Raw genomic sequence first — 26,912 nt, forward strand, 5'->3', positions numbered from 1 at the left:
ATTTCCTACTCGATGGTCTTACTACAATTAGACAAAAATCTATATGTTTTTTAAGTTTATCTTTGGAGGTTTATATGTGAAAAAAAATTACTTCATTACCTTACTAATTTTTTTAATACTCGTATTTCTGACATCAACAATTATTTTGCATCCAGAGGTAGCATTTAAAGGTTCAATAAGAGGATTAAATATGTGGTGGGGAATCGTATTTCCTTCGCTCCTTCCTTTTTTCATTTTAAGTGAACTTCTAATTTGCTTTGGAATTGTTCAATTTATTGGTGTATTTTTAGAGCCAGTTATGAGACCTTTATTTAGAGTTCCGGGTGTTGGGGCATTCGTTTGGGCTATGGGGATGGCATCAGGTTTTCCTTCAGGTGCAAAACTTTCTGCAAAATTATATAAAGATGGGGAATTAACAAAATTAGAAGCGGAGCGACTTAATTCATTTACAAATTCATCTAATCCATTGTTTATTTTTGTTGCAATATCTGTTGGTTTTTTTCATAACGCAAAAGTCGGGCTCGTAATTGCCCTCAGTCATTATTTATCTAACGCTATTGTAGGCCTCATTATGAGGTTTTATGGAAGAAACCAACCTAACTACTCTCGTAAAGAAAGAATCCATTCTAACCGCTTTAAATACGCTTTTAAAGTTATGCATGAAAAACGATTAAGTGAGAGAAGACCGATTGGAAAAATATTAGGGGACGCAATAGCTTCTTCCGTACAGACATTATTAATGATTGGTGGATTTATTATCGTTTTTTCTGTTCTTAATATGCTTTTAATTGAAATTGGATTTATATCTAATGTTGGAAAAATAATTGCATATTGCTTTTCAAATTTTAGGATTAATCACAATTTATCTACGCCTTTTTTATCTGGATTATTTGAAATTACTTTAGGATCTAAATTAGTCAGTGAATTAGGCAATAGTACATTATTGCAGCAAGTTGCATTAACTAGCTTTATTTTAGGATTTGGTGGTTTTTCAATACAAGCCCAAGTAGCAAGTATTATTTCTGAAGTGAAATTAAGTATGAAACCTTATTTAATCGGTCGTTTATTACAATCTGGAATCGCACCTATTTTAGCAATGATCTTTTGGAAACCACTATATCTTAACCAGTTAACTTCTAATGCTACTAATAATACTTTACCTGTTATAAAGATTTTTACAGAGAAACAGTTAAATCTCGAATCATTGATTTCAACAGGTTCATTCATAACATTAATTTCTCTCTACATTTATGTAATGATCTTAATTTATAAACTGTATACAAAAAAGTTATCTTCTTAAACCTTTCCGTATATAAAAAAAGAAACCTTAGTTTAAATTAAACTTGAGGTTTCATTCTGTTGAAAAAAGAATTTGTCAATTAAATTGTTGGATTGATCATTGATAAGTATGTTGTGTCATATTGATTTCCACTACAGGGTGCTCGCTTTCCATGGGGCGAGATTCTTGAGCCTCCTCGGCGCCGCCTGCTAAGGTCTCAGCCTTCCCGCTAATCCCATAGGAGTCGAGCACCCTTTCGTTCCAATCAAGTTCTTGATAAAAAAAGAATAATCTTAAAAACAATAGAATAGTCAATTGAACGAATGAATGACCTTTTATTAATCAAATTGTTTCTTATGATGACGACTTACTTACACATCTTTACAAAGGTTGATCGTCAAAAAATGAGGATATTTTAATTTTTGCAAGTTAGATAAACATTTATATATCAACCAAAATCCCTTGTTTATCAATAAGATGACAGATTAAAAAATAATAAATAGACTATTTTTCCATAGAAATTCATTTAATCTTTGTATTTTTCAATATTGACTACAATATATTTCAACACTTTGAAACCTCAGTTTAAATTAAATTTGAGGTTTCAAAAATTTTTCTGTTAATGCGGTATTTACACAATCTGGTACTAAATCTTTTACATTTCCACCATATTTCGCGACTTCTTTTACAATTGAAGAACTTAAGAATGAATATTGATTATTTGTCATAACAAAAAACGTGTCAATTTCATCTACTAGTTTTTTGTTCATTGCTGTAATTTGCATTTCATATTCAAAGTCTGATACAGCTCTTAGGCCTCTTAATATTGCAGAAGCGTTAATTTTTTTCGCATAATCCATTAATAGACCACTAAATGAATCAACACGTACATTTGGAATTTCACTAGTAGCTTCCGTAATTAATTCTTTTCTTTCATCTAACGTAAATAAAGAATTTTTGGCCGAGTTATTTAATACAACAACAATTACCTCATCAAACACTCTTGCTCCACGTTTAATAATATCTAAATGCCCTAAAGTAATTGGATCAAAACTTCCAGGACAAACAGCAATACGTTTCATCTTGTACCCCCTAAAAATTACTCCATACAAATATGATACACTGATACGCCACAAATTCCATATTTTTCTGCTTTTGTTCGTATAAATTTCCCTATTTTTTCAGGTAATTCGACATCAGTAGCATGTTCTACTAAAATTGTTCCATCTGATGCAAGTAGATTTTTTTCATCAAAAGTTTCAATTAATGATACGATTTGTTGCTTTTTATAAGGAGGATCTAAAATAATTAAATCAAATTGGATCTCTCTTTTAATAATCGCTTTAACAGCTCTCTCAGCGTCATTTCGATATACTTCAGCACAATCAGTTAGATTACATGTTGCTAAGTTTTCTTTAATCGTCTTAATCGCCTTCATTTCGCGATCTACAATAATCGCTTTTTCAATCCCTCTACTTAAAGCCTCAATTGATAGTCCACCACTACCACCGAATAAATCTAATACAATACCACCTTCAAAGTAAGGTCCAATTATATTAAACATTGCTTCTTTTACTTTATCTGTTGTCGGTCTAGTACTCATTCCAGGTACTGCCTTTAAACTTAATCCTTTATTTTTTCCTGACACTACTCTCATTTAATTTACACCTACTATAAATTTCAATTTACGAAAATATCCTATCATAATTTCACTAAAACAAAAACATTTCTTTCCATATTCTCCTACTAATGTATAAAATCATCCACTTTGGAAATAATTAATTTTAACAACATCTCAGTTGATGTTGTTGCCAACCGCGGAGAAGACTTACGTTTCCCCATAAGTTCTTCCTCCGGTTTCTCCTCTCCCTTTGCCTTCTTTTAAGTGATTACACTTTAATAAGAGGGGCCCTGCAAATGCGGGGTTTTTTTTTATGCTTTTATCCTGTAGAATAAATGTTGCATTTATTACCATACTTTGTTTGAAATACTCGTAAAGTTTTTACGTTTTAAGGGGGAACACTCATGATCCAACGCATGATTGAAATTGGAGAAGGATACTCAGATTTATATGAACTATTTGAAATTGCTAAATCGCAAAAAGATAGAGTTAAATTTTTACTTAAATTAACATCTGAAAATAAGGGCTCAAACTGCTGTTCTTTTGCTGTTATCTTAAGCCCTACTTCTATTGGCGAATTCCAGCCAATATATTATTGTAGAGAAGGTATTACATTAAAAAAAGATTCAGTTACAAAACGTGAAGTGTTGTTTGAAGAATTAGCTACAACTTTAAACAAAGAAATCATCACATTACAAATTAGACACTCAAGCTCATTTCATGAAAACGATTTATTCCACCAATATATTATCGGAATTTTACGTCTAAATCACTTAATTCCACCAATGAAATAACGAATAACTAGTTAAGGTAATAAGATTTACTATTTCCTAATCTTACTCATAAAGTAAAAAGAATACCAGGGATAGTTTTTTCCTATCCCTTACCTCTCAACCATACCACAAGAAAAACGATTGAACGGTTTTTAATTCAGATAGGTTACTTACCCCTTCTAAATTTATTATCCATTCAATCGTTTTTAATCTACTTGATAATCATATTCCTTTGCTTCGTCTGGTTTTGCATTTTCGTACTCAGTCTTAATAAAAGGTTTATATGACAATTCAATTCGTTTTACAAAATGAAATTTTTTCAATCTCTCTATTGTTCGATCTATATCATCCATATTGCAATATAGGACTACGTATTTCAAACGTTTAGAGACAAAGTGAATATTTCCAAATTTACGTAACATTTTTGCCTGTTTTAATGATTGTAAATAAATAATAATACCTTGTCTTTGCACGAACATAGTTTTCTCCTTTAAAAATCCGTTAGAAATAGAATATCATATCCCAAATTTCTTTTGCAATGAAACTTTCATAAATAGTTTTTAGAAAGGATTGAAAATTATGTTAGATGATGTTTGGGAGCAATTTTTTAACTGTATTTCAAATTATAAACAAATTAATCATTTTTCAAACAAACTAATTTGCGGTGCCAATTTCCTATATATTCAGACAGTTTCTCAACAGAGCGAAGAGGCGATCAAAAAACTTCTGATTGATTGCTCAAAAACCGTTACTGAACAGTTTAAACTAATTTACCGAGTTGAATTTATTCGTAATGAAAATAATAATTTCGTATTTAAACATCGATTTTACGTTCCGAATAAAAAAATGTTTTGTTGTGGAAATAATTGTGCTAACTGTACTAGGTTCAGAAAATGAATTTTATTAAAAAAAGACTCATTATTAAATAATGAGCCTTTCAATATAATTTGTTACTTCGTTTTACATCCACACTTTCCACCTGTGCCACATCCACCAGTACTACATCCTCCACCTGTATTTACGAAGAATGGATTACCCGCTGGAACTTTTACTGAAGGCGAAACAGCTTGAGCAATTAAATAGCTAGTCTCATCTAAAAGTAATTGGACTTGATCTTCCGCTTGCCTAAAAGCAGCGATTGTATCGTTTAATTGAAGCTCTCTTTTAACTTCACTCATTTTTTTACGAATTTCTTTATAATCTGGATGATATTTTCCAAATCGCTGAACATCCTCATATAAATCCTTCGTCTTCGTAAAACGGCTAATAATTTCTTGAGCAGTTTTATCATTATTTAATGCAATATATGAAGTTCGATACTGATCTGCAACATCCGATTGCACGATCATTGAAGCAAGTTCTTCTGAGACTGTTATAAGTTGCAAGGTTTCCATTGTTGCATACATTTCCTTACACCTCCAAGTATAAACTATATCACATTTAATTCCGTAAATAAAAGAACTTGTCCTAAGCTTTTATATGATCAGAAATATTAAATTCATTTATCTTCCATTTACCATCTTTAAATTCAATAAAATTTGCACAAGCATTTTTTAAAGTTGTCCTAAAATTAACTTTCTCAGGATCAATCGCATGTAGAATGGCCTTAATTGTATGAGAATGTGCAACAATTACTATTCGTTTACCTTCATATTTTAGAGCAATGTCTTTTAATGCACTAAAAGCTCGATCAATTAATTCTTCATTTGTTTCCATTCCTTCTACATTATTATTATAAATGTTTTCATGATAATCGGAAACAGGTTTTCCACTAGCCTCACCAAATTCTCTTTCTAGAAATCGTGCATCCTCTAAAATTTCATCAATTTTAGAAAACTCTGCAATTGCCTGTGCAGTTTGTTTCGCCCTAACTAATGGACTTGTAATAATTGAATCCCACTTTTGATTACTTAAAAACAATGCACTATCATTCGCCTGTTGTTTACCTTTCGTATTTAAAGGAATATCTTCTCTTCCTTGAATTATATTGTTAAAATTCCAATCAGTTTGTCCATGTCTTACTAAACAAATTTCTGTCATAACTACTACTCCTTTTTAAAACTTGCTTTCTTCATTGTAGCAAAAAGCTATGACAGATTAAATTATTATCCTTTTTTAATCATCCTTTGATTCAGTATCAGAGGATTCACTACTAGTACTTTGTTGATCCTTTAATACATGGAACATATCAATCATAAACGATGCCATTTGAACTTGATTTGACAATTTATCAACTCGTTGTGGAATAGTTTTACCAAAAAACTCAAGGGAAGCCAGTCTAAACTCATCAGTAAGCTCAGGATTTCTAGAAAGTTTACGATACCATTTTGGTTGTTGTCTTAAAAATTTTAAATAATCTTCTTCACTCTGAAGAAATTCCAAAACATCTTTTCTCACTTTAGATCTCCTCAATCCTGTCTAAAATTAAATTGTTGTGACTCTGGCTTTTCTTCTCTTTGATTAGTTGAAGTAGCTGGAGATTTAAATTGTGATATAAGCTGTTGAATATTAGTTAAAGTGGAGTTTACATTTGTTAAATGGCCTTGAATTTGATCTGGATCTAAATTTTTTACAAAAGAAATGACTTTTCCAACATAGCCTTCTTCTGATTGTTCAGTTTTGGCAGTTTTCTTTTGAGACTTTGTATTATTGTCATTTCTATATTCATCCCACATTTCATGGTCTTCACCTTTGTAATACCAATCTTCAAAATATTGTTGCCATGTTTTTTTCCCCGATTTTACTTCCTCACGAAGTTTTGGGTGTTCCATAACGAATTGCCTAAATTGTTCGATAGATGGACGACTATTTTCATTTCCCATTCATATCACTCCAATTAAAAGCATTTACTACAAAATTATGTCTTTAGAATAATTTTGTGCTTGTATGGAAATAAAAAAATCAAGCACCAACTTTCGCTTTTGCTTGATTTTGCAATTATTTTATAAAATTTTGGGTGTAATATTTATTAAAGGCTCCAACTCCAAGTGTGGTATATTCTTTTTTATACATATTTACTCTATGGCCTTTACTATTAATCCATCCATATACAGATGCTATACCATCTACATAATTAGCCGAAATATTTTCGCCAGCAATTCTGTATGGAACATTTGCATCATTTAAACGATCAGCAAGACTACCATATAAATTAGAATAGTGATCAAAATATTTATTTTGAACCATATCTTTACTATGTCCTAAAGCTACTTTAGCAGCATCAGCATTCCAATTTAAAGTATTTAAATTCATTCTTTTACGATAAACATTCGTTAAATTAAATATCTGTCTTTCTTCTTCACGATCAACAATTGCTTCTTGAAATGTATTTAATTTTTTTGCATTTATTAAATTCCCACTATAAATTAGCTCGTACGGTTTTTGCTTAACTAAAGTTTCTGGTGATAAATATCGAACACCTAATAAACTTCCGGTAAAACGGTCAAAATAAAGTTGGGCAAAACAATTATTTAATGAAACAAGTGGACGTTCGTGTAAATCGGTTGTCGATAATTTAAATGTGTATTGATTACTTAATATCGAAAAAGAGACTTTATCATGCAAAGCTACATTATCCATTGTTTCTTCATAGTGGCTCCCCATTACAAATGGGGTAATATCAACTTTATTACCAGCAACAAAAATAGTTACAACTTTGCCATTTAGTACACCAAATTGAGTATACTTTGTAGCATCCTTATCATAAACAAGCCAATCATAGTCATATTGAGAAGGAACCTTTCTTGACGGTTTACCAAAGGTTTTAAAAATTTCTTGTTCACTTTTACCAATATACTGAGAAACGGCATATGTAACATTTTCAGTACTTGCATTTTCGATCATTGGCATATTCACTTCTTCTACTTTTTGATATTGTTTAAATGATGAAATATTGGTGATCCAATCTTTAATAAGTGGACTGAACATAAAAACTGTTATAAAACTTATTGTAAAAAAGAAAAGTTTTATAAGCTTTTCCATTTAGATCTTCCCTTCCCAATTGTTAACTCTATGTTTATATATCCATTGTAGCCAAATTATTCAAAAAAATATATAAATTAGTTAAAATACATTTATCAGCTTTTCATTGCTAAATATTGTCATAGATAATATTATATTAGTAGGGATTTTTTCTAAGTAATTTAGGGGGTAATAACATGAAATTTGAGAATACAAATTTAGAAAACCATGTATTAAATGTAAATTTATTAACTGAAATCATGGAAGAATTAGGCTTTGTCCTTGCTGGTCAATGGGATTACGAAAGAGTAACTTACGATTATAAATTTGAACAACGTAATGAAATCTACTACTTACGCGTTCAAGGTTTCGCAGTAGAAGGACATGTAGAGTCAAGTAAAGGTAAAATCCAATTACTAACTCCACTTTTAGGTAAATACTATTATCCTCACGGTGTAGAGTATGGAGAAGGCGAAAACTTCCCTGAAAGCATCGTTAATAAAAGTAAAGAATTACTTAAAAAAGCAGAAGAGCAAATTTCTCTAGTAAGCAAGTTCATTATTCTATAATTATTAAAAAGAGTGAGTAAAAAGAAGTACAACTTCTTTTACTCACTCTTTTATTTTTTACTTAAAATCCTAAAACAGCTTTAATAACTGAAGTAGTGTCTCCACCTTTGTAGAAAACGTATAATAAACAATAAACGACTACACCTGTAATTGCAGTAAAAAACCAAATAATACTAGTAATCGGTCCAATTTTTTTGTGTAGTTTTAATTTGTTTTTAAAACCTGAAATAATTGATACTAGACCAAATACTCCGCCAGTTGTAGCTAAGAATATATGGAAAAATAAAAATATATGATAATACAACTTTAAACTTTTTGGTCCCCCAAAAGAAGTATTTCCGATAAAGATTGTTCTCGATGCGTATACAATGAAAAACGAGAGCGCAAAGACTCCAGCAAAGAACATAACTTTCTTATGTCCCTCTACATTTCTTTTTGCAATAAGATACCAGCCGATTGCAACTAATATGGCACTAATTACAATAAAGCTTGTACTTATTGTTGGTAAAATTGGTAAAGAATTCAAAATTTCCACCCCTACGATTTTTTAAGCAATAACGGATTACTACTGATTGGATCAATTTTATTTCCATTTTGTTCTCTCTTAGCCCATTTGAAAAAATTATAACCAATAACAGATCCATAAACTATTTCCTGGATAATTTTCATGATAACTCCGCCAACCTGTTGATCTTCCCTTGCTGACATAAAGTTAAATACTTCTGGACCTGAAATATTTAGTGATTTTAATAAATCTGGTGATACGCACAATTCCATTGCTTTACTCCATAACACTGGATCATTGTAAGTCGCGTAAAATGGATGACCTGCAAAAATAATAAGTGCACATGCTGGTGTTAATAAAATACCATTTCCAAACATATAACCAATCTTTTGGATATCAGAAAGTGTTTGTCTATCAGATAAGTTATTAATAACAGGAAACCACATAAATACTGCCATGAAAAATAATATATTTGTAAATAAGAAATGATAGACATTATTCGTTTTTACAGTATCAAATACTAATGGGTAATGGTAAATCGAAAATACTACATTAAAAATAAGTAAAGCGATTAATGGTTTTGTAGCAAAAGTAAAAAACGAATTAACGAATTTTGGTTTAAGTATGGTTCTCCATAACCAATTTGGAATTCCATTAATAAGAAAGATCGGTGCAACTAAGTATAATACTGCCATTTCGGTCATATGTGCACTAAAAATTATATGACCTATTAAATCGATTGGACTGCCTTGTGCGGTGTAAACTAACAAAATTCCAATTACGAAATACACCTTTTGTTTAGTCTCAGTAACTTGGTTTTTATCTTTATATTTATTAATTATGTAAAAATAACCTAAAATGACTAAAACTAAAAACACAAATAAATATGGACTCCAAAGTGCTTTAAACCCGAACATCCCTAAGCTAATCATGAATGCACACCCTTTAATTATTCTATTCACACTTATTATTTTTACCTAATGTTTAAATTAATATTGGACTATGTAAATATACCTGTAGATTTAAGAACTATAAACAAAAACTTCACAAAGACAAAAAAAATTTAAACATTACTTCTATCATATAATATTTAATGAAATTATCCAAACTATTATACTACTAAATTATATAACAGTAATAACGGTTTATTCAAATTAAAATACGATTTGAAAACGTTATTCATTTTTAAATGATTGGTATTTATAGTGAATGAAAACCTAGGGTGCTCACTTTCTGTAGAGTCTTACTGCATCCTGCTTTCCCCAAAGGATGTGAGCCCTTAAAATTTCAATCTACTTCTCTATTATTAATAATTCATTTGGCTCCACGTTTTGACACTAGCAAAGCCAATGCAACAGCCAAAAACCCAGCGGTCAGTTTGCCGACAATCAGTGGAATGACAAAATTCTTCTCCACACCTGCCACAAACCCTAAGTGACTGCCAAAAACAAATGCGCCGCTTACGGCAAATGCGGTATTTATGACTTTCCCACGGTCATCCATCTCATGGAGTGTCGCAAACATAGGAATGTGATGAGCGAATGAAGCAATGAATCCACCTAATGCTTGTTGATTCATACCTAACTTTTTTCCGAGTAATGCAAAAGGCTTCTTTAATACTTTTACTAACACAAAAACAAACGGAAAAGCACCGGCAAGTATGATCGTTATTTTCCCAACTGTTACAAAGCCTTCAGAAAGCGGCATCATACCTGGAATAATAACAATACCTGTTAAAGTTTTAATGATAATCGAGACAAGACCAATGATAATTACGATTTCAATTCCTTTTCCGAACCATTTAAAACCACGAATCATTATCGATTGAGCCGATAGCATACCAATTCCAATTAAGACAGAAATTAGAATAGAAGGAATCAAATTTTTCAGCATCCATATAAAGCCAAATCCTGCAACGAATCCTCCCGCTAAGCATCCAATTGGAATAGTCATTAGTCCTATTAAAATTCCTTTAGCAAAAAAGGGATGATCATTTTTATGAATGATGCTTAAAGCAACCGGAATGGTAAAAACAATAGTTGGCCCCATCATCGTTCCTAAAAACACCCAAGAAAATAAAGCAGCATCACTCGATTGAGCCATTTCATTTGCTAATGAGTATCCACCCATATCAAGAGCTAAAAACGTAGATGAAAACATCGATGGATCTGCTCCAAGAAATTGGTAGATGGGTGATACAATCGGTGTTAACCATTTTGCTAATACAGGCGATAGTGAGATCATTCCAACCATTGAAAGGGCTAGTGCTCCCATGGAATGGAAGGCTTCCTTAAATTTTTGTCCGACTCCATACCGATTACCCAACAGATAATCTATTGCTCCTAGGACCATAAATCCTGTCATAATATATAAGATAATTTCATTCATATCGAATACGCCCCCATTCAAAAGAAAGGTCATCTATAATAAAAATTCATTAGATGACCGTTTAATACTTTTTATAAGATAATTAAGTGCTTAGGAGAATGGGTAATGATTTCATAACCATTCTCTGTTACTACAATATCATCTTCAATCCGGCAGCCACCCCATCCTGGGATATAGATTCCTGGCTCGACTGTAACAACCATACCAGTTTGAAGTATTTCTACACTTTTGTCAGAAAGCCGGATTGGTTCGTGAACTTCCATACCTAACCCATGACCTGTTGAGTGCCCAAAACGATTTCCGAATCCTTTTTCTGTAATATAGTCTCTTGTTAAATCGTCGATCATTTTCGCTTTTGCACCTGATTGAATTCCTTCTGTTCCGCGTTTAAGAGCTTCTAATACGATGTGATAAATGTTGTGGAACTCATCCGAGCAGTTCCCAACGGCAATAGTTCTCGTAATATCAGAGCAATAACCATTGTACAATGCACCAAAATCAAGGGTTATCATGTCACCATGTTCGATCACTTTTTCGGAAGCCACTCCATGTGGTAGGGCAGCTCTCTTACCGGAAGCAATAATAGTATTAAAGGATGATGATGTGGCCCCTTGCTTACGCATATAGAATTCCAAATCATCTCGGATTGCTAATTCCGTAACCCCTGGTTTAATGACATTCAAAATATAATCAAACGCCTTATCAGAGATTTTAGCAGCCGTTCTCATTAATTCTAATTCTAACGACTCTTTGATTTCTCTAACCTTTTCAACGATATTTTCCAATTGGATCCATTGTACATCTCCATACTCTTGTAGCGTTGAGAACGTTCTCAATGTCATGGCATTTGCCTCAACAGCGACTTTTTTAAGACCTTGACGTTCGATTTCATTGGCAACTTCTTTTTCAAGATTTCCCTCATGGATGATAATTTTAGCGTTTTTCACTTCATTTTGAGCCTGTTCAGCATAGCGGAAGTCAGTGATAAAGGTAGCAGCATTTTTTGATATTAGCACCATACCTGCTGTTCCTGTAAAACCTGTAGTATATCTACGATTTTCACTCTTTGAAATTATTATTGCATCGACATTGTTCTCTAAAAGTTGTTTCTGTATTTTTTCGATTCGGTTCATTATCGTTCAGCTCCTACAACCATTAATTTTTTTGGAAACTTCGTTAATACTTCATACCCATTATCCGTAATGACAACATCGTCTTCAATGCGAACACCACCAAGGCCATTAAGATAAATGCCAGGTTCAATGGTGATGACCATCCCTGATTTCAATACCCCCTCATTTCCATCATTTATAGAAGGTGCCTCATGAATATTAATTCCAAGGCCATGACCGATGCGATGTGGAAAAAAATCACCGTAGCCAGACTCATGAATGACTCGTCTTCCAGAGATATCAACATCACCAATTCTTGTTCCAGGTTGAGAAGCATCCACCCCTGCAAGATTGGCTTGTAAAACTGCATTGTAGATTTTAACGAGTTCACTATTGGGATTGCCATAAAGGACGGTTCTTGTAATATCAGAGCAATATCCCTTATATTTCACACCTAAATCAAATAGGGCAGTATCTCCTTTTTTTAACATATTGTCACCTGAAGCTCCATGTGGGTTACTTGCATTTTGGCCAAACAATACAATGGGAGGGAATGACATTTCTTTAATCCCTTTTTTCTTTAATTCAAATTCAATTTTCCCTAATACTTCAAGTTCTGTGATTCCTTCTTTTAATGCTTCAATACCCACTTGTACACCGTAATCAGCAAAAGCGGCAGCTTCACGTAATATTTCAATTTCATTAGCATCTTTAACTAGTCGCATTTCTGTAAGTATAGAATCTAGTGATGCAAACTCTACTTCACCAAAAATCTGTTGCAGACTTTCAATGTAAAAATAGGAGATATCATGTTTCTCAACAGCAAATAGTTTCATTTTGTTTCTGCTTTCAATCACGTGGTGAACAAGTGTCCACGGGTGATCGGAATCTGTGTAACTTAGGATTGGATGGTTCCAGCCGGCATCCTTTATCATTTGCACTTCCATTGCCGGTGTAATAAAAATGGGTTCATCATTTTGGAAGACAAAAATACCTACAAATCGTTCGTGCGGATCGTAATCAAAATCCGATAAATAAAAAATATTTTGACGCGATGTGACCAAACCACCTGAAATACCTTGTTTTTGTAAAAATGTTTGCAATTTTTGCAATCGATTATTCATAATCATTTCCCCTTTAATGTATGGATTATTTAGACATGAAGTATTAATGCAAGTTCTGTGCCATTTTTATAATCTTTTATATAGGGGATTGTTTAGGAAATAGTGTAAATGTTATTAGACACTGTATATCTCTTATTGTCTAAATGTTTAGACAGTAGATTTGATAGAAAAGTAGGGCTTGCTATAAGTGGAGTTTTATTTAAAGATAGGAAGCTTACTTACGGGTAGAAGAGAAGTTCTTTCGGTAAGGGAAGATAACTTTAGACTAACTTTACATAACGTTCGTAAACCTTTGAATTCCAGTTTCTAAATCAGCCCAGGAGTTCTTACGCTCGTCTGGACTAATTTAGGGACAGGGGCTTTTAGTCATTTAAGTTCAATCTTTAATTTTTTCATTTTATTGTATAAAGTAGCTCGAGATATTCCTAGTTTTTTTGCTGCTGCTTGCTTGTTCCCTTTCTCTGTTTGAATGGCCTCAATGATTTTATTTTTTTCAAAATCATTTAAATCATTATGTAAGGAGTCATCGTATCCATTCGTTAACAATGTAGATTGGAACAGCTTTGGCGGTAAGGCTTCAGCAGAGATCATTCCTTCACCTGACAATAATACTAATCGTTCAATAACATTTCTCATCTCCCTCACATTTCCAGGCCAATCATATTGTAATAATGCGGAAATTACCTGAGGATCAACGACATTAATCGTGCGATGATATAGCAATGAAAACTCATATATAAATTGATGAAGGAGCTCCATAATATCTTCTTTTCGTTCTCTCAATGGGGGAATCGTAATAGATAAAATGTTAAGACGATAATAAAGGTCTTCTCGAAATGTATTAGCTTCAACCATTGCTTCTAAATCCTTATTTGTAGCAGCGATGATTCGGCATTGAGCTTTCAGTTGCTTTATACCACCAACCCGGTAATACGTTTTATCTTGCAATACTCGGAGTAACTTCACTTGCATATCCAATGGCAAGTCACCAATTTCATCCAGAAAAAGTGTTCCTCCCTGCGCCAACTCTAGTTTTCCTTTTTTACCTTTTGCATCTGCACCAGAAAATGCTCCTTTTTCATAGCCGAAAAATTCACTCTCAAACAATGATGGTGAAATCGCACCACAGTTTACAGCAATAAACGGAGAAGTTGATTCACGATAAAAATGTATAGCTTTTGCAAAGACTTCTTTTCCAACCCCAGTTTCACCAAGTAATAAAATGTTCGCACTCGTATCAGACATTTTCTTTGATAATGAAACTGCTTCTTTCATCAATTGACTCGATCCTTTAATTTGTTGAAAAGAATCATGTGACAATTGCAACCTCGAAACCTCTTTCTCCAGTTGAAGAATTTTGGAGGAAGCATTCATCAGTTCTTGATTCAGTATCACTTGACTCGTAATATCAGTTTCTGCAGCAACTGCACCTACGATTCGATTGTTGATGAAGATCGGACTGCTATTAATCATGACAAAGAGATCCTCACGTGGTTTATGCTGCTGATTACGAAAAGATTGACCTGTTTCCATCGTAACTTTATTTAATAACATATCTTTTGGAAAAAACTGCTCCATTTCATTCCCGATAATTTCTTCTTTTGGAATTGAAAAGATCCTCTCTGCACCATGAGTCCAAACAACCGTTTTTCCAGCTTCATCCACAATCGAGACCGAACCATCCATGGTATCAATCATCGTTCGGAAATAGGCATCTAAATATTGGTAAGATTCAAACACTTTTGAAAGTAAAACAGCAGAAGTGATGTAGCCCTTGATTTTTCCTTCTCCATCCGTGATGACTACAACATCTGATGTTTGTACTTCTTGAATTACGTCTTGAATAACAGCTTTTTCATTGAATACGCCTGCTTTTTTCCAATAAAATTCATTGATATTCTTGCTTTTAAAATGAAGATACTCATTTATCGTTAACATCCAGACTTCACTATGATGCTGTTTAAATATATAATCTACTTCATTATTGACACCCATATCAGAGAGCAAAGAAAAATTTGTTTGCAACAGATCTTCTATACTCGGAAGAAGATGTTTCATGATAATTCCACCACCCAATTGTCTATTTTTCATATTACTCTATTATTTGGTGAGTTTGTGCCTTAATTAATGTCTTGTGAGTAATAACACTCCACAAATGTCACCACCAAAACTCCAGCCATTACTTTCAAGAAAATACACAAATTCATCTAAAAAAACATTCATATTCATAGATTGTTGAAAGTCATTTTTAAAATTCTTCCTTCAATTTTTATATTTATTAATTTGTCATCACTCAGTGGTTCTTCCGTTTCCCACACTAGCTTCCATAAAGGATATAACTGATTGTTTTTATGGCTTTAGTTTAGCATATCTTAAACAACTATAGGCCATTTAGACAATAAAAAACGGACCACCGAAGTAGCCCAGATTTTATAACGCATACACTTGTTATATATCAATATTTATTCACGAATAACTTGGTTGAAATGAAATGGAACTGGATCTAACTAGAGAAATCAATTCTATCCATAAAAAAACACCTTAGTATACAAGGCTTTATATTTCCATTTCTGACTTTGAAATCTCCACATATTTTTCACTTTTTACAATTTCTCGACTTATTGATATCGGTTGCCTAAATATCTTTTTCTGTACGTCTTGCCTTGAATTGGAATATCCATGAATCCTTGTGCGCCCCAAATTTGATGCTCTGTTAATTTATCAATACTTCCAGTTAGCTCAACTTTTTCTTCCATTTCAATATCATCATCTTTAGGAATTTCCATATCCATCGTTGAATCATCCTTTCCATTTTACTTATGAACCTAAAATTATGTCGGCTTTATAGTTTTCTTCCACGGAACATTTTTATACCAATAAAAATGTCTATAGTAGAATTAGCCCCTTGATTAACCCCAAGTTGTTTGTAATGAACGTAACGTATAAGAATTTATACTTACGATTTACTCTTTAATTTACTAAATACTTCTTTCTCTTTAGAATGAAACGCAATTGCAACCTTCATGATGTTCAACTAATGCATTGATTTAGTTGAATAAGGATTTAACTAGAAGCGGTTATTGAACTATCACATGCAATATAAAAAAATAAATATGCACTTTTTTACTAACATAATTTATCCGATTCATCTACTTTAAGAATAAATAGAAAAGGACATTCTCATTAGAGGAGAATATCATTTTTGAATCAAGTGTATTAATTTAATAAAATATATAATTTAATGGGTAAAATATAAAGGATTTATCAGAGAAATGAAAAGAAAGGATGGATGTAGATGGAGAATATAAAAAACAAATCCTCCAAAACGAACTTTAATTGTCCAAACTGTAATTCAAACGTTTCCATTAATGACGAAAATTCAAATAGTAGTAACGTAATTCAAGAACATTACGAATATGAGTGCCCAAATTGTGGAAAACCAGACCTTTTTTATAATAAAAAATAATTATATAAACGACTCTTATGAGTCGTTTTTTCCATGCTGTTGAAAAAAGAATTTGTCAATTAAATTGTAAGTTATGATGACGACTTATACATCTTTAAAAATATTGCTCGTCAAAAAAGAAGGTATTTTAATTTTTTTGCAAGTTAGTTAAAACAATTATATATCAACCAAAATTACTAGTTTATCAATAAGATCAACACAACCTGCCATTTTTCCCCACAAAATATCAACAATCTACTTTAAACGATCATAAAAAAAGGAAGTGAATAAAATTCACTTCCTTTTTAAATCATAACCAGATTAATGTTAAGAATGTTAATAGTGTAATTACAGCAACTGTAACTCCTGAATATAGGAAGAAAGCTGGTGTGCTGTGACCTTTATTTTTCATGTGCATGAAGTAATAAAGTTGGAACACTAGTTGTACTACAGCAAGTAATAAAATAAATGGTACTGTAAAATACGGATCCATTTTATCTCTGTAAATTACTGCTGCAAATGATGCAAGTGTTAATAAGATCATTAACGCGAATGAAATTAATTGTTGTTTCATTTCTTCTGCATGTTTACGACGGTGATACTTTACTTCAACTTGATTTCTTTGATGAGAGTTTGTATTTGTACCCATTTTCTTATCCCACCATTCCCATTAAGTATACTACTGTAAAGATGAAAATCCATACTACGTCGATGAAGTGCCAGTATAAACTAGCCACATAAAACTTCGGAGCGTTGTATAAATTTAAACCTCTTCCACCATTTCGAAGCATTAAAGTAGTGATCCATAGTAAACCAACAAATACGTGGGCACCATGAGTACCTACTAATGTATAGAATGAAGAACCAAATGCACTACTCTTAATTGTAAAATGATATTCGTGCATATAGTGTCTAAATTCGTAAATTTCTAATAATAAAAATCCTAGACCTAATAAAACTGTAATCCCTAACCATAGCATCATCTTTTTGTGTTCAAAGTTTTTCATGTGGTACATTGCATAAACACTTGTAAGAGAAGATGTTAAAAGTAACATTGTAGCAATGAAAACTAATTTTGGTTCGAACATTTCTGCAGCACTTGCTCCACCAGCAGTAGAGTTTCTTAATGCTAAGAAAGTACCAAATAATGATGCGAATAATACAGTTTCTCCACCAAGAAATAGCCAGAATGCTAAGAACTTATTTTTACCTTCTTCTGTAGCTTTTTCAGGGTTATGAGGAAACGTTTCAGCTGTAAATTTTTGATTCATTTCCATTATGCCTCAACCCCCTCATCAGCTATGTCTTCTTTATGGATATGGAAACCATGATCATCAATCCAAGAACGTAAGAACATTGAACCGAAAGTAATAAATAAGCCAAGAATTAATACACCAACTGCAGTGTGGTTCTTAAGTTGGTCATTATACAGTGCCCCAAATGCTGCAATAAATAAGCCCACTGACATAACAAACGGTAAAATAGATGAGTTTGGCATATGAATATCACCTAATGGTTCAGCAGGTGTCATTTTGCCGTCTCCTTCCATTTTTTCTACCCATAGAGCGTCTAATCCACGTACATATGGAATTTGAGCAAAATTATATTCTGGTGCAGGAGAAGGAATTGCCCACTCAAGTGTACGACCTACACCCCATGCATCTCCAGCAGCTTTCTTACCTTTTATTGCTGTATAAACTACATTGATTAACATAACGATTGTAGCTAGACCCATGAACATTGCACCGATTGTGCTAATCATGTTTCCAGTGTCTAAGCCTTGTCCAGGTAAATATGTAAAGTAACGACGAGGCATACCCATTAAACCTAAGAAATGTTGGATAAAGAATGTTAAATGGAAACCGATAAAGAATAAGAAAAATGTAATTTTACCTAATGTTTCATTTAAGATTTTACCAAACATTTTTGGCCACCAGTAATGTGCACCGGCAAAAAGACCAAATACTACCCCACCTACGATTACGTAGTGGAAGTGAGCTACTACGAAATAACTATCATGGAATTGATAGTCAGCAGGAGCTGCTGCGTTCATGATACCAGTTACCCCACCAAGTACGAACGATGGAATAAATGCTACTGACCAAAGCATTGGTGTTGTGAAACGAATTTGTCCGCCCCACATTGTTAATAACCAGTTAAAGATTTTAACCCCTGTAGGTACTGCAATTGCCATTGTTGCAACAGCGAAAATTGCATTTGCTACTGCACCAAGACCGTCTGTAAACATGTGGTGAGCCCATACCATGAAACCTAAGAAACCAATTAAAACTGTTGCGAATACCATTGAAGAGTATCCGAATAAACGTTTCTTAGAGAAAGCTGGAATGATATCTGAGAAGATACCAAATGCCGGTAATACAAGAATGTATACCTCTGGATGTCCGAAAATCCAGAATAAATGTTCAAAGATCATTGAGTTTCCACCTAAAGATGCATCAAAGAATGCAGTTCCAAATAGGCGGTCAAACATTAATAACGCTAACCCGATTGTTAATGCCGGGAACGCAAATAAAATAAGTGCTGATGTTACAAATACTGTCCAAGTAAATAGTGGCATACGCATGTATGTTAACCCTGGAGCACGCATGTTAATAATCGTTGCTAGGAAGTTAATACCACCTGCTAATGTACCAATACCTGAAATTTGTAGTCCTAATAAGTAGAAGTCTACACCATGTGATTTACTATGTAGAGCTAGTGTCGCATATGAAGTCCAACCTGCGTCAGGTGCTCCACCTAAGAACCAACTTAGGTTTAAGAAAACTCCACCAACGAAGAATAACCAGAAACCTAAAGAATTTAAAAATGGGAAAGCTACGTCACGAGCACCAATTTGTAAAGGTACTACCGCGTTAAAAAATGCAAAGATCATCGGCATCGCCGCTAAGAAAATCATTGTTGTACCATGCATTGTTAATACTTGGTTATAAGCATCACCAACTAAAAATGTGTTGTCTGGCTTAATTAATTGTATACGAATAAATAACGCTTCCATCCCACCAACTAAGAAAAAGAATCCGCCTGCAATTAAATACAGGATGGCAATTTTCTTATGGTCGACTGTCGTTAAGTAGTCCCACAATAGTGGTTTCTTTTTCGCTACAGAACTCACAGTATTACCCCCTTTGCTTCATATCCATTAATTTATTTTGCAATTTTTAAGCTAGTTAAGTATGCAGTTAATGCATCAATCTGATCCGCTGATAAGTCACCATATTTACCTGTCATAAGGTTTCCTGGCTTCATAGCTTCCGGATTTGTTAACCATTTTTTTAAGTTTGCTTCATTATTTTTAGCAATACCAGCAACCATATCACGATCACCGAAGTTAGCTAAGTTTGGAGCAAGTCGTGCAGCAGGTGGTCTTGTATCATTTGCATCAGCAGCATGACAACCAATACAGCTTTGTTTGAAGATTTTTTCACCTTCTTGTGCATCTGCTGTTACAGCTTGACCTTTCTGATTCTTCATATCAGCTAACCACTTATCGTAGTCGGCTTGACTTACAACTTTAACTTTAAATTGCATTAATGAATGTGAAGGACCACAAAACTCTGCACAGAATCCATTATATGTACCTTCTTTATCTGCTGAAAGCCACATTTTGTTTTCGCCTTCAACGTTTGTATCAATTTTACCTGCTAATGATGGTACCCAGAATGAGTGTTTGATATCTTGACCTTTTAGGTTTAAGATAACTTTTTTACCAACTGGGATATACATGTCTTGAGAAGTAATGAATTTTTGTTTTGGATACTCAAATTCCCACCAGAAAAGATGAGCATTTACATTAATAACAATTGCATCTTTTTTCTTCTCATCTTTTGATATTTGCTTCTCATCTGAAAGCTTAAACGTTTGTGATACTGTTGGTACTGCTAAAACAATAAGTAAAATAACAGGAATAATCGTCCAAAGAAGCTCTAAAAAATGATTGCCTTCTACTTGCTTTGGAATAATATTCTCTTGACCTTTACGGTGACGATATTTCACGATTACGTAAAGGAAAAGAACTGTTACAACAGCAACAACGAATACCATGATCAACGTACTTAGCTTCATAAGATCGTATTGCATTTTTGCTACTTCACCTTGAGGATTCAGTGTAGATTGATTTGCATGTCCACATGCACTCAAAATAACTGCTATCAAGGAAATTAGCGAGACTAATCGCCAATGTTTCATAAGTATACTTCCCCCTCTTTCAATTTAAAGTGTTTCATTCTTATTTAAAAATAAGATTAAACAAACAATAAAAAAATCCCCCGTAATACCCCTAATTAAAACGAAATTGTAAACACTATCATTGACATAAATAGAAGAGTTAAATAGTTAATGGAGTATATAAACATCAGTTTAGAGAACTTTTGATCATCCTTTTGTTTATAACAATATAATCCTAAAATAACCCATCCAATATTCAATATTGTTGCAAAAATAATAAATGGTAAACCTAGAGCTTGCATGTAAAATGGCAGTGGTAATAAACATAATACCCAGATCATCACTTGACGTTTTGTCATTTCAAATCCGTAAACCACTGGTAGCATTGGAATTCCCGCTCTTTTATATTCTTCAGAACGTCTCATCGCAAGTGCTAAGAAATGAGGTGGTTGCCATATAAACATGATTAAAAACAGCATCCAAGCAATTGGATGCAAATTCGCATCGATTGCTGCCCATCCAATTAATGGGGGTGCTGCACCAGATATACTACCTACTACTGTGTTTAACGTGTAATTACGTTTCGTCCAAAGAGTGTATAGTACGATATATGTAAATGCACCAATAAATGCATATACAACAGCCATTAAGGTTGTGAAAGCCATAAATGTAAAGCCCACAATTAATAAAAGAATACCAATTGATATTGTAACGCTTGGTTTAATATTACCGGTTACAGTTGGTCTGTTTTTAGTTCTCTCCATATAAGGATCAATATCACGATCAATATAGTTATTGATTACACATGATCCTGCAATAATAAGTGATGAACCAATTACAGTAATAATTGCTTTTGGTAAAGAATCTAATATATCTAATCCATTTATTTGGATTGCTAACCAGATACCTGTAAAAGTTGTCAGTATATTAGAGTTTACGATCCCTATTTTCATTAAAGAAAGTAAATCTTTCTTTAGTGAACTAGAAGGATGATTAGTTTCTTCGTTATTAGAAACATTATTAGCTAATTGTTCCAAGTCAATCCTCCTCTTTTTTTACAAAACTTCATTTTTCATACCCATTTTTTAATGGTTCATAATGAGTTTTTAATTTAGACATACTTCTATTAAACTAAATTGAATGAAATTTTTGTGATAAATATATGAACAAATTGTGTACGTTTCAAAAAAATTTTATCCTAAACAGTCCTTCTTTTCAATACTAAATACTATTTAATTATAAAATTAATTATTTCTATATTTTAAAAATGAATACATCCAAAGTTAAGAAAAAACAAATATTATGTCTAAATATGAAGGTTACCTTTGAATTTTATGTCGTAATCTTATATGATATAGAAGTATTATTAGCAGAATAATTTTTTTAATAATTAAATTTTAAAATTATTATTATTTTATAAAAGTGGGTGGATATACTTGCTACGTGTTTTAAAAGGGGTATCGTTAATAACCTCATTCATTCTTTTAATTGTTTTATTGGGTGGTGCACTCGTAACAAAGACTAATTCTGGACTCGGTTGTGGAAGATCATGGCCTCTTTGCAAAGGTCAAATCATTCCTGATCATCTAACTATTCAAACTGTCATTGAATTATCTCATCGTGCAGCATCAGGCCTTGCGGGGATATTTGTTTTATTATTAGCTGTGCTTGCTTGGATTGTCATTCCTCATAAAAGAGAAACAAAGTTTTTAGCAATCATTTCTTGTATTTTTCTAATTGCTCAAGCATTAATCGGGGCAGCTGCAGTTGTATGGGGTCAAATCCCAGCTGTAAAAGCAATTCATTTTGGTATTTCTCTAATTTGTTTTGCTGCAGTAGTCATGTTAACATTATTAATTTTTGAACGCGATCGCAATTACCAAAAAAATTCTTTTTATGTCGGAAAAAGAATGAAATTTCATACTTACGGTTTATGGATTTATTCATACTTAGTAGTTTACACGGGCGCTCTTGTTCGTCACGAAAATGCAAGCTTAGCTTGCCCTAGCTGGCCACTTTGCAGTAAAGCAAACAATGGTATTCCTACACAAGTTCATGAATGGATTCAAATGGGGCATCGATTTGCTGCTTTTCTTTTATTCGTCTGGGTAATTATTGCATTTGTACATGCTTATAAATACTATCGTAATGAACGTGGCATTTATTTTGGTTGGTTTGTATCTTTAATCCTTGTTACACTTCAAGTAATTTGTGGAGCGGTTATTGTGTTTACAAACCTAAATATTTATGTTGCATTAACACATGCTATTTTAATTTCGTGTTTGTTTGCAATATTTAGTTTCCAAAGTTTAGTTTGTACAAGAAGTAAAAGCTCAAATTCTGAGTTACTTCAAAATAAAAATATCTCCTAAAAAAAGGTATTTCTTCCACTTAATTGTAGAAGAAATACCTTTTTTTACATTTAAATTTAAAGCGAAGAAGAGTTGCCCTTTTACTATAGCTTCTCTAACTTCGCTATTCATTGTACTTTTTATCTTTGTTCTAGTTCTATTAGTAGATCACCTGTAGAAATACTTTCTCCCGACGTAATCAAAATGTCTCTTATTACACCAGTAAATGGAGATTGGACAGTTGTTTCCATTTTCATCGCTTCTGTGATTGCTAAAGTTTGACCTTTTTCAACTACATCGCCCTTTTTAACAAGTACATTTAAAACAGTACCTGGCATTGTTGCGTTAATATGGTTTGGATTACTAGTTTCCCCTTTTCTTTTTTGAACGACAGTAGATTTGACTGAGTAATCTTTAACTACAATTTCACGAGGCTGACCATTTAATTCAAAATATATAACTCTTGTTCCATCAGGCTGAGCTTGACCAATCGAAACAAGTTTAACTATCAGTGTTTTACCACGTTCAATATCTACTTTAATCTCTTCATCTAATTTCATTCCATGGAAGAAAGAAGGTGTATCAAGTACAGATAAGTCTCCATAGCTTTCTACATTTTTTTGATAGTCCATATATACTTTAGGGTATAGGCAATAAGCTAATATATCAAAATTAGTAACCTGGCGATTTAACGTCTTGAATAAATACTCCTCAACATCTTTAAAATCGATTGGTTTTAATGTCTCCCCAGCTCTTTCAGTTAATGGCTGTCTACCTTTTAAGATAATACGTTGTAAACTCTTTGGAAATCCACCGTGAGGTTGTCCCAATTTTCCTTCAAAAAACTCTATTACTGAATCAGGAAAATCGATATTTTCTCCTTTTTCATATACAGAATCTTCGTCTAAATTATTTTGAACCATAAACAATGCCATATCTCCAACTACTTTAGAAGATGGTGTTACTTTAACGACATCTCCAAATAATTGATTTACCCTACCATACATATCCTTAACTTCTTCAAATCGGTCTCCTAAACCAACACCCTTAGCTTGTTGTTTTAAGTTAGAATACTGACCACCTGGCATTTCATGTTGATACACCTCTGTATGAGGTGAAATCATACCACTTTCAAAACTACTATAATACTTACGAACACCTTCCCAGTAGGTTGATAACTGCTCTAAGCCGTTTATATTTAAGTTTGTCTCGTTATTTGAACCTTTTAGTGCATAATATAAACTATTTGCACTTGGCTGAGAAGTTAATCCAGACATACTTCCAATTGCGATGTCTACAACATCTACGCCAGCTTCTATTGCTTTTACATATGTGTATAAACCATTTCCACTCGTATCATGAGTATGTAAGTGGATTGGTAAATCTACAGTATCCTTCAATTCACTAATTAACGCATAAGCAGCCTGAGGCTTTAATAAACCAGCCATATCTTTAATAGCTAAAATATGTGCACCAGCCGACTCTAAATCCTTTGCAAGCTCTTTATAATACGCCAGATTATATTTTGTTCTAGTAGGGTCTAATATATCTCCTGTGTAACAAATCGATGCCTCAGCAAGCTTTCCACTCTCTCTTACAGCATCAATTGCGACTTCCATCCCTTTAATCCAATTTAGACTATCAAATATTCTAAATACATCGATTCCTGCTTGAGCCGATGCTTCAATAAACTTTCTAACAAGATTATCAGGATAATTTTTATATCCAACTGCATTTGATCCACGTAAAAGCATTTGGAATAACACATTAGGAACTTGTTCTCTTAAATTTAATAATCTTTCCCATGGATCTTCATTTAAGAAACGGTACGCTACATCGAAAGTCGCTCCGCCCCACATTTCCATAGAAAATAAGTTAGGTAATAATTTTGACGTTTGTTCTGCTACTGTAATTAGGTCTTTTGAACGAATTCTCGTTGCAAGTAGTGACTGGTGAGCATCCCTAAACGTTGTGTCTGTAAATAAAACATTTGGTTGATTTTTTAACCACTTCGAAAATTCTTCCGCACCTAATTTATCTAGTAATTGTTTAGTTCCACTTTCAGCACTTTTAATATGATTTACATTTGGAACGATAATATCATCATAAGCTGGTTTTTCTTTAACCGATATGCCTGGAAATCCATTCACTGTTACATTTCCGATATAATTTAATAATTTTGTTCCACGGTCTCTTCTTTTTGCAAAAACAAATAATTCCGGAGATGAATCTACGAATGAAGTATTATACTCACCAGACAAGAAATCTGGGTGTGTCGTAACATTTTCTAAAAATGGAATATTTGTTTTAATACCACGGATACGGAATTCTTTTAAATTTCGATTTAACTTCGCAATAGCGCCTTCGAATGTTAATGCATGAGTCGTTACTTTTACTAATAATGAATCATAGTAAGGTGTAATAACAGCACCTTGGAAACTATTACCTGTGTCTAACCTTACACCAAAACCTCCACCTGAACGATATGCCATAATTTTTCCTGTATCTGGCATAAAATTATTTAGTGGGTCCTCAGTTGTAACACGTGCTTGAATCGCAAAACCAATTCGTGGAATCTCATCTTGTAATGGAATTCCTACTTTATCACTATGTAAACTATTACCTTGTGCAATTAAGATCTGTGTTTGAACAATATCAATTCCTGTAATCATTTCAGTAATTGTATGTTCAACTTGTACGCGAGGGTTAACCTCAATAAAATAAAAATCATTACCAGATACTAAAAATTCAACTGTACCAGCATTTACATATTCTACTTCTTTCATCAATTGAACAGCTGCATCACAAATTCTATTTCTTAAATCTTCACTAATCGAAGTACATGGTGCAACTTCAACTAATTTTTGATGTCTTCTTTGGATTGAACAATCACGTTCAAACAAATGAATGATATTCCCTTGGTTATCCCCTAATATTTGAACTTCAATATGCTTTGGATTTTCAATAAACTTCTCAACATAAACCTCATCATTACCAAAAGCAGCTTTTGCTTCAGACTTAGCACGCTCGTATGCATCTTTTAATCCTGCATTCGTACGGACAATCCTCATTCCACGACCGCCACCACCTAGAGCAGCTTTAATAATAATCGGGAATCCATAAGTTTCGCCAAATTCCTTTACATCATCCAATGAGTGTACTGGACCATTGCTCCCTGGAATGATAGGCAAATTAGCTTGAAGAGCTTGCTGCTTTGCTTTAATTTTATCTCCAAAAATATCTAAGTGTCTTGAATATGGCCCGATAAAAATAATGCCCTCTTCTTCACATCTCTGAGCAAATTTAATATTTTCTGATAAGAATCCATATCCTGGATGTATTGCATCTACATTGTTTTTCTTTGCAATTTCAATAATACCTTCAATATCTAGATAAGCATCAATTGGCTTTTTACCTTTTCCAACTATGTATGCTTCGTCAGCTTTATAACGGTGATATGACCCTTCATCTTCTTTAGAATAAATACCAACTGTTCTAATTCCTAACTCAGTGCAAGCTCGAAATACTCGAATTGCAATTTCACCTCGGTTAGCAACTAGAACTTTTTTAATCTGTTTCGTGTAAGTCATTTGTAAGCCT

At 33.0% G+C, this 26,912-nt stretch carries 25 protein-coding genes; 4 read left to right on the forward strand and 21 right to left on the reverse strand.

Going from position 1 to position 26,912, the window contains the following annotated elements; genetic code table 11:
- The first annotated feature begins 43 nt into the window (after positions 1 to 43).
- Complete coding sequence (gene ylbJ / locus EP747_RS07400) at positions 44 to 1,300, forward strand: sporulation integral membrane protein YlbJ (protein WP_129689225.1); 1,257 nt, start codon at positions 44 to 46, stop codon at positions 1,298 to 1,300.
- Positions 1,301 to 1,869: 569 nt separating this feature from the next.
- On the opposite strand, the gene coaD is transcribed toward ylbJ, so the two are convergent.
- Together coaD and rsmD are read right to left on the reverse strand one after the other, a co-directional pair.
- The gene (gene coaD / locus EP747_RS07405) at positions 1,870 to 2,361 is read right to left on the reverse strand and encodes a pantetheine-phosphate adenylyltransferase (RefSeq protein WP_129689226.1); all 492 of its coding nucleotides are present in this window, start codon (positions 2,359 to 2,361) and stop codon (positions 1,870 to 1,872) included.
- A gap of 17 nt (positions 2,362 to 2,378) precedes the next feature.
- Complete coding sequence (rsmD, locus tag EP747_RS07410; protein WP_129689227.1) at positions 2,379 to 2,936, reverse strand: 16S rRNA (guanine(966)-N(2))-methyltransferase RsmD; 558 nt, start codon at positions 2,934 to 2,936, stop codon at positions 2,379 to 2,381.
- Positions 2,937 to 3,304: 368 nt separating this feature from the next.
- Between rsmD and EP747_RS07415 the strand changes: the two genes are divergently transcribed.
- Positions 3,305 to 3,694, forward strand: coding sequence for a DUF7147 family protein (locus EP747_RS07415; protein ID WP_129689228.1), 390 nt, complete (start codon positions 3,305 to 3,307; stop codon positions 3,692 to 3,694).
- 185 nt (positions 3,695 to 3,879) lie between these two features.
- On the opposite strand, the gene EP747_RS07420 is transcribed toward EP747_RS07415, so the two are convergent.
- The 6 genes from EP747_RS07420 to EP747_RS07445 all read right to left on the reverse strand — a co-directional run bounded on the left by EP747_RS07420 (position 3,880) and on the right by EP747_RS07445 (position 7,654).
- On the reverse strand, positions 3,880 to 4,152 hold the full coding sequence (locus EP747_RS07420; protein ID WP_056468449.1) for a YlbG family protein: 273 nt from the start codon (positions 4,150 to 4,152) through the stop codon (positions 3,880 to 3,882).
- Positions 4,153 to 4,623: 471 nt separating this feature from the next.
- Positions 4,624 to 5,079 (reverse strand): YlbF family regulator, encoded by a 456-nt coding sequence (locus EP747_RS07425; protein ID WP_129689229.1) that lies wholly within the window; start codon positions 5,077 to 5,079, stop codon positions 4,624 to 4,626.
- A gap of 61 nt (positions 5,080 to 5,140) precedes the next feature.
- Positions 5,141 to 5,713, reverse strand: coding sequence for a histidine phosphatase family protein (locus EP747_RS07430; protein WP_129689230.1), 573 nt, complete (start codon positions 5,711 to 5,713; stop codon positions 5,141 to 5,143).
- A 75-nt stretch (positions 5,714 to 5,788) separates the two neighbouring features.
- Complete coding sequence (locus tag EP747_RS07435) at positions 5,789 to 6,070, reverse strand: YlbE-like family protein (protein ID WP_129689231.1); 282 nt, start codon at positions 6,068 to 6,070, stop codon at positions 5,789 to 5,791.
- 11 nt (positions 6,071 to 6,081) lie between these two features.
- On the reverse strand, positions 6,082 to 6,495 hold the full coding sequence (locus EP747_RS07440; RefSeq protein ID WP_129689232.1) for a YlbD family protein: 414 nt from the start codon (positions 6,493 to 6,495) through the stop codon (positions 6,082 to 6,084).
- Between the two features lie 115 nt (positions 6,496 to 6,610).
- Positions 6,611 to 7,654, reverse strand: a complete 1,044-nt coding sequence (locus tag EP747_RS07445) for a CAP domain-containing protein (RefSeq protein ID WP_129689233.1) — start codon at positions 7,652 to 7,654, stop codon at positions 6,611 to 6,613.
- Positions 7,655 to 7,830: 176 nt separating this feature from the next.
- On the opposite strand from EP747_RS07445, the gene EP747_RS07450 reads away from it, so the two are divergent.
- Entirely contained in the window at positions 7,831 to 8,202 is a 372-nt protein-coding gene (locus EP747_RS07450) for a YugN family protein (RefSeq protein WP_129689234.1), read from the forward strand.
- A 61-nt stretch (positions 8,203 to 8,263) separates the two neighbouring features.
- On the opposite strand, the gene EP747_RS07455 is transcribed toward EP747_RS07450, so the two are convergent.
- From EP747_RS07455 to cyoE, 12 genes are all read right to left on the reverse strand, one after another.
- Positions 8,264 to 8,728, reverse strand: a complete 465-nt coding sequence (locus tag EP747_RS07455; protein ID WP_114341836.1) for a DUF420 domain-containing protein — start codon at positions 8,726 to 8,728, stop codon at positions 8,264 to 8,266.
- Between the two features lie 11 nt (positions 8,729 to 8,739).
- Positions 8,740 to 9,639, reverse strand: a complete 900-nt coding sequence (gene ctaG / locus EP747_RS07460; RefSeq protein WP_129689235.1) for a cytochrome c oxidase assembly factor CtaG — start codon at positions 9,637 to 9,639, stop codon at positions 8,740 to 8,742.
- 382 nt (positions 9,640 to 10,021) lie between these two features.
- The gene (eutH, locus tag EP747_RS07465) at positions 10,022 to 11,095 is read right to left on the reverse strand and encodes an ethanolamine utilization protein EutH (RefSeq protein ID WP_129689236.1); all 1,074 of its coding nucleotides are present in this window, start codon (positions 11,093 to 11,095) and stop codon (positions 10,022 to 10,024) included.
- A 71-nt stretch (positions 11,096 to 11,166) separates the two neighbouring features.
- Entirely contained in the window at positions 11,167 to 12,231 is a 1,065-nt protein-coding gene (locus EP747_RS07470; RefSeq protein WP_328590714.1) for a Xaa-Pro peptidase family protein, read from the reverse strand.
- Positions 12,228 to 13,331 carry a M24 family metallopeptidase gene (locus tag EP747_RS07475; RefSeq protein WP_129689238.1) on the reverse strand — a complete coding sequence of 368 codons (1,104 nt, stop codon included), beginning with the start codon at positions 13,329 to 13,331 and terminating at the stop codon, positions 12,228 to 12,230. Before EP747_RS07475 ends, EP747_RS07470 begins: the two co-directional genes overlap by 4 nt.
- 366 nt (positions 13,332 to 13,697) lie before the next feature.
- The gene (locus tag EP747_RS07480) at positions 13,698 to 15,389 is read right to left on the reverse strand and encodes a sigma-54 interaction domain-containing protein (RefSeq protein ID WP_129689239.1); all 1,692 of its coding nucleotides are present in this window, start codon (positions 15,387 to 15,389) and stop codon (positions 13,698 to 13,700) included.
- A gap of 560 nt (positions 15,390 to 15,949) precedes the next feature.
- The gene (locus EP747_RS24190) at positions 15,950 to 16,123 is read right to left on the reverse strand and encodes a hypothetical protein (RefSeq protein ID WP_165346902.1); all 174 of its coding nucleotides are present in this window, start codon (positions 16,121 to 16,123) and stop codon (positions 15,950 to 15,952) included.
- Positions 16,124 to 17,086: 963 nt separating this feature from the next.
- On the reverse strand, positions 17,087 to 17,425 hold the full coding sequence (gene ctaF, locus EP747_RS07485; protein ID WP_129689240.1) for a cytochrome c oxidase subunit IVB: 339 nt from the start codon (positions 17,423 to 17,425) through the stop codon (positions 17,087 to 17,089).
- A 4-nt stretch (positions 17,426 to 17,429) separates the two neighbouring features.
- Positions 17,430 to 18,053 (reverse strand): cytochrome (ubi)quinol oxidase subunit III, encoded by a 624-nt coding sequence (locus tag EP747_RS07490; RefSeq protein WP_088013072.1) that lies wholly within the window; start codon positions 18,051 to 18,053, stop codon positions 17,430 to 17,432.
- Positions 18,053 to 19,909, reverse strand: coding sequence for a cytochrome c oxidase subunit I (ctaD, locus tag EP747_RS07495; RefSeq protein ID WP_129689241.1), 1,857 nt, complete (start codon positions 19,907 to 19,909; stop codon positions 18,053 to 18,055). Before ctaD ends, EP747_RS07490 begins: the two co-directional genes overlap by 1 nt.
- A gap of 32 nt (positions 19,910 to 19,941) precedes the next feature.
- Positions 19,942 to 20,982, reverse strand: a complete 1,041-nt coding sequence (gene coxB / locus EP747_RS07500) for a cytochrome c oxidase subunit II (RefSeq protein ID WP_129689242.1) — start codon at positions 20,980 to 20,982, stop codon at positions 19,942 to 19,944.
- Positions 20,983 to 21,077: 95 nt separating this feature from the next.
- Positions 21,078 to 21,998, reverse strand: a complete 921-nt coding sequence (gene cyoE, locus EP747_RS07505) for a heme o synthase (RefSeq protein WP_129689243.1) — start codon at positions 21,996 to 21,998, stop codon at positions 21,078 to 21,080.
- A gap of 399 nt (positions 21,999 to 22,397) precedes the next feature.
- On the opposite strand from cyoE, the gene EP747_RS07510 reads away from it, so the two are divergent.
- A complete protein-coding gene (locus EP747_RS07510; RefSeq protein ID WP_129689244.1) occupies positions 22,398 to 23,333 on the forward strand; it encodes a COX15/CtaA family protein in 936 nt (311 codons plus the stop codon).
- A gap of 119 nt (positions 23,334 to 23,452) precedes the next feature.
- Here the strand turns inward: EP747_RS07510 and pyc are convergent, their stop codons facing one another.
- Positions 23,453 to 26,902, reverse strand: coding sequence for a pyruvate carboxylase (pyc, locus tag EP747_RS07515; RefSeq protein ID WP_129689245.1), 3,450 nt, complete (start codon positions 26,900 to 26,902; stop codon positions 23,453 to 23,455).
- Between the last annotated feature and the right edge of the window lie 10 nt (positions 26,903 to 26,912).

It is taken from the genome of Gottfriedia acidiceleris (assembly GCF_004138285.1).
GTDB classification, from domain to species: Bacteria; Bacillota; Bacilli; order Bacillales; family Bacillaceae_G; genus Gottfriedia; species Gottfriedia acidiceleris_A.

Bases quoted from the DNA above. Each gene is read 5' to 3' on its own strand.
- ylbJ (WP_129689225.1), top strand. From the start codon at position 44: ATGTTTTTTAAGTTTATCTTTGGAGGTTTATATGTGAAAAAAAATTAC.
- coaD (WP_129689226.1), bottom strand. From the start codon at position 2,361: ATGAAACGTATTGCTGTTTGTCCTGGAAGTTTTGATCCAATTACTTTA.
- rsmD (WP_129689227.1), bottom strand. From the start codon at position 2,936: ATGAGAGTAGTGTCAGGAAAAAATAAAGGATTAAGTTTAAAGGCAGTA.
- EP747_RS07415 (WP_129689228.1), top strand. From the start codon at position 3,305: ATGATCCAACGCATGATTGAAATTGGAGAAGGATACTCAGATTTATAT.
- EP747_RS07420 (WP_056468449.1), bottom strand. From the start codon at position 4,152: ATGTTCGTGCAAAGACAAGGTATTATTATTTATTTACAATCATTAAAA.
- EP747_RS07425 (WP_129689229.1), bottom strand. From the start codon at position 5,079: ATGTATGCAACAATGGAAACCTTGCAACTTATAACAGTCTCAGAAGAA.
- EP747_RS07430 (WP_129689230.1), bottom strand. From the start codon at position 5,713: ATGACAGAAATTTGTTTAGTAAGACATGGACAAACTGATTGGAATTTT.
- EP747_RS07440 (WP_129689232.1), bottom strand. From the start codon at position 6,495: ATGGGAAATGAAAATAGTCGTCCATCTATCGAACAATTTAGGCAATTC.
- EP747_RS07445 (WP_129689233.1), bottom strand. From the start codon at position 7,654: ATGGAAAAGCTTATAAAACTTTTCTTTTTTACAATAAGTTTTATAACA.
- EP747_RS07450 (WP_129689234.1), top strand. From the start codon at position 7,831: ATGAAATTTGAGAATACAAATTTAGAAAACCATGTATTAAATGTAAAT.
- ctaG (WP_129689235.1), bottom strand. From the start codon at position 9,639: ATGATTAGCTTAGGGATGTTCGGGTTTAAAGCACTTTGGAGTCCATAT.
- eutH (WP_129689236.1), bottom strand. From the start codon at position 11,095: ATGAATGAAATTATCTTATATATTATGACAGGATTTATGGTCCTAGGA.
- EP747_RS07475 (WP_129689238.1), bottom strand. From the start codon at position 13,331: ATGAATAATCGATTGCAAAAATTGCAAACATTTTTACAAAAACAAGGT.
- EP747_RS07480 (WP_129689239.1), bottom strand. From the start codon at position 15,389: ATGAAACATCTTCTTCCGAGTATAGAAGATCTGTTGCAAACAAATTTT.
- EP747_RS24190 (WP_165346902.1), bottom strand. From the start codon at position 16,123: ATGGATATGGAAATTCCTAAAGATGATGATATTGAAATGGAAGAAAAA.
- ctaF (WP_129689240.1), bottom strand. From the start codon at position 17,425: ATGGGTACAAATACAAACTCTCATCAAAGAAATCAAGTTGAAGTAAAG.
- EP747_RS07490 (WP_088013072.1), bottom strand. From the start codon at position 18,053: ATGGAAATGAATCAAAAATTTACAGCTGAAACGTTTCCTCATAACCCT.
- coxB (WP_129689242.1), bottom strand. From the start codon at position 20,982: ATGAAACATTGGCGATTAGTCTCGCTAATTTCCTTGATAGCAGTTATT.
- pyc (WP_129689245.1), bottom strand. From the start codon at position 26,902: ATGACTTACACGAAACAGATTAAAAAAGTTCTAGTTGCTAACCGAGGT.